The organism is Streptomyces sp. NPDC019937, from assembly GCF_040631655.1.
Taxonomy (GTDB): domain Bacteria; phylum Actinomycetota; class Actinomycetes; order Streptomycetales; family Streptomycetaceae; genus Streptomyces.
This window is the reverse complement of record NZ_JBEYAL010000111.1, coordinates 1-3,165: the sequence shown is the minus strand read 5'-3', so window position 1 is coordinate 3,165 and position 3,165 is coordinate 1. Positions and strand designations below refer to the sequence as shown.

The 3,165-nt window shown below is 68.1% G+C and carries 1 protein-coding gene; it reads right to left on the bottom strand.

Annotation, left to right across the window (positions count from 1 at the left end):
* Positions 1-3,165 (bottom strand): type I polyketide synthase (locus ABZ562_RS41055; protein WP_361490552.1); only part of this gene is annotated, 3,165 nt, incomplete at both ends.

Genomic DNA, 3,165 nt, shown 5'->3' with positions numbered 1-3,165 from the left:
CGCCAACGCACGCGACAACACCGCCCCCGACACAGCACCGTCACCAAGATCCAGCAACGTGATCCGATCCGGATGCTCCGACTGCGCCGACCGCAGCAAACCCCACACCGAGGCCGCCGCCAGATCGTTGACAGCACCACGTGCCACCACGACCAGACGAGACCCCGCGAACCGCTCCTCCTCCAACCACTCCTGAGCCAAGCCCAAAGCCCGTGTCACCATGTCGTGGACACCATCCACCACTGCGTCACCGGGCCACTCCAAAGCGACCTCGGCCAACACCACATCGGGCACCGGCCCCTCTGCCACGGCCAACGCGGCCAGATCCGGATACACCTCAACGTCCGACCCGGCACCGCGCAGCATCCCGGCCAAACTGCCGTCCGGGCCGACCACCGCAACCACCGACGGCCCGGCGTCCGTCCCCTCAGCCACCGGGGTCCACTCCACCCGGAACAACGAATCCCGGCCAACCGCCCGGCCATCACCGTCCACCAGCTCATCAGCAGCAAGAGGACGCGTGACCAACGACGCGACGGACGCCACAGGACGACCCAGCACATCCGCGACCGCGATGGACACCGTCCCCTGCTCGTCGTACGACAGCCGCGCCCGCACCGTCGTCGCCCCGGAGGCGTGCAACGACACCCCCTCCCAAGCGAACGGCAGACCGCGATCCGCTGTGCCATCGGCGAAGGCGCCGGCGTGCAGCACTGCGTCCAGCAGCGCGGGATGCACCCCGAACCCACTGACATCGGCGCCCTCGTCCAAAGCCACCTCGACGAAGAGCTCCGCGCCCAGCCGCCACACCGCCCGCAACCCCTGGAACACCGGGCCGTATGCGAACCCGGACTCAGCAAGCCGTTCGTAGCACCCATCGAGGTCGACCGGCTCAGCGCCCGGGGGCGGCCAGCTGGTCGCGTCGAACCCGGTGTCAGCCAGATCGTCCGCTATGCCCAGAACCCCCGTGGCGTGCTGCGTCCACCGCAGCGGCTCATCGGAGCCATCCTCCCGGGAGAACACCTTGACCGACCGCCGTCCGGAGTCATCGGCAGAACCGACGAACACCTGAATCTGCGCCGCTCCCCGTTCGGGCAGCACCAGTGGCGCAGCCATGGTCAGTTCTTCGAGTAGATCGCACCCGAATTCGTCACCGGCCCGGATCGCCAGCTCCACGAACGCCGTTCCCGGCACCAGAACGCGACCCATCACCACGTGATCGGCCAGCCACGGATGCGAGGCCAACGACAGGCGACCGGAGAACACCACACCGTCCGAGTCGGCCAACGACACCGCCGCACCCAGCAACGGATGCTCAGCCGAGACCAGACCGGCAGCCCGCACATCGCCCGGAACAGCCGAAGCCGCAGGCCAATACCGCTGCCGCTGGAAAGCATAGGTAGGCAGTTCGACCTGCCGGGCGCCGGTGCCGGTGTAGAACGCCGGCCAGTCGACGGCGATGCCGGTCACATGCAGGCGGGCGAGCGCGGTGACCGCCGCGCCCTCCTCCGGACGGTCCTTACGCAGCACCGGAACAACCACGGCCTCACCTGGTGCCGACTCCCGGACCAGGGCCGACAGCACACCATCCGGCCCCAGCTCCAGGAACGACCCCACCCCGGCATCCGACAACGCCCGAACACCATCGGCGAACCGCACGGTCTCCCGCACATGCCGCACCCAATACTCCGGCGAACACAACTCACCCGCCCCGGCGAGAGCACCAGTCAGATTCGACACCACCGGAACCACCGGCTCACCGAACTCCAACCCAGCCACCACAGCACGGAAATCATCCAGCATCGAATCCATCAACGGCGAATGGAACGCGTGACTGACCGCGAGCCTGCTCGTACGCCGTCCGCCGACCTCGAACCGCCCCGCAACCTCCAACACCGCAACCTCAGCACCGGAGACCACCAACGAAGAGGGCCCGTTCACCGCCGCGACCGACACCCGATCGGACAACAACGGCCGGACCTCGTCCTCGGTCGCCTCGACAGCCACCATCGCCCCACCAGCCGGCAGCGCCTGCATCAACCGACCCCGCGCCGACACCAGCCGACAGGCATCCTCCAACGACAGCACACCCGCCACGTGCGCGGCCGCCACCTCACCGATCGAATGGCCCGCCACGAAGTCCGGCCGCACCCCGAAGGACTCCACCAGCCGGAACAACGCCACCTCAACCGCGAACAGCGCAGGCTGAGCCCACCCAGTACTGTTCAGCGCCTCCGCATCCTCACCCCACATCACCTCACGCACCGAGTCGCCAAGGTGCGCGAGTACGGCATCCAGTGCGTTCGCGAACACCGGGAACCGGCCATACAACTCCCGGCCCATACCCAACCGCTGCGCACCCTGCCCGGAGAACACCACAGCCAACGAACCCTGACCCACCACACCCCGAGCAGCCTCGACCACACCCTCCTCAGAGGCCAGCAACACCGCCCGACGCTCAAACACCGACCGCCCGACAGCCAGCGAGAAACCCACATCCAGCGGAGAACGGACCCCCTCGTCATCGGCAAAGGACCTCAGCTGGTCCACCTGCGCGTCCAGCGCGGCCTCGGTCTTCGCCGACACCACCCACGGCACGATCCCGACCCGAGTTGCCTCAGCCTCGCCCTCGGCCTCGGTCCGCTCGGGGACCCCCGCAGGCTCTGAAGGCTGCTCCAGGATCACATGCGCATTGGTGCCACTGATCCCGAACGAAGACACACCCGCCCGACGCGGACGACCCACCTCCGGCCAAGCAGTATTGTCCACCACCAGCTCGACATCCCCAGCCGTCCAGTCCACATGCGACGACGGAGCATCCACGTGCAGCGTGCGCGGCAGCACCCCGTGCCGCATCGCCATCACTGTCTTGATCACACCCGCGACACCCGCCGCGGCCTGCGTGTGACCAATATTCGACTTCACCGACCCCAGCAACAACGCACGTTCCCGGTCCTGGCCATAGGTGGCCAGCAGGGCCTGCGCCTCGATCGGGTCACCCAGCGTCGTCCCGGTCCCGTGCGCCTCCACCACATCCACGTCCACCGCGGACAGACCACCACTGGCCAACGCCTGCCGGATCACCCGCTGCTGGGAAGGACCATTCGGCGCAGTCAACCCATTGGAGGCGCCATCCTGATTCACCGCACTACCCCGCACCACCGC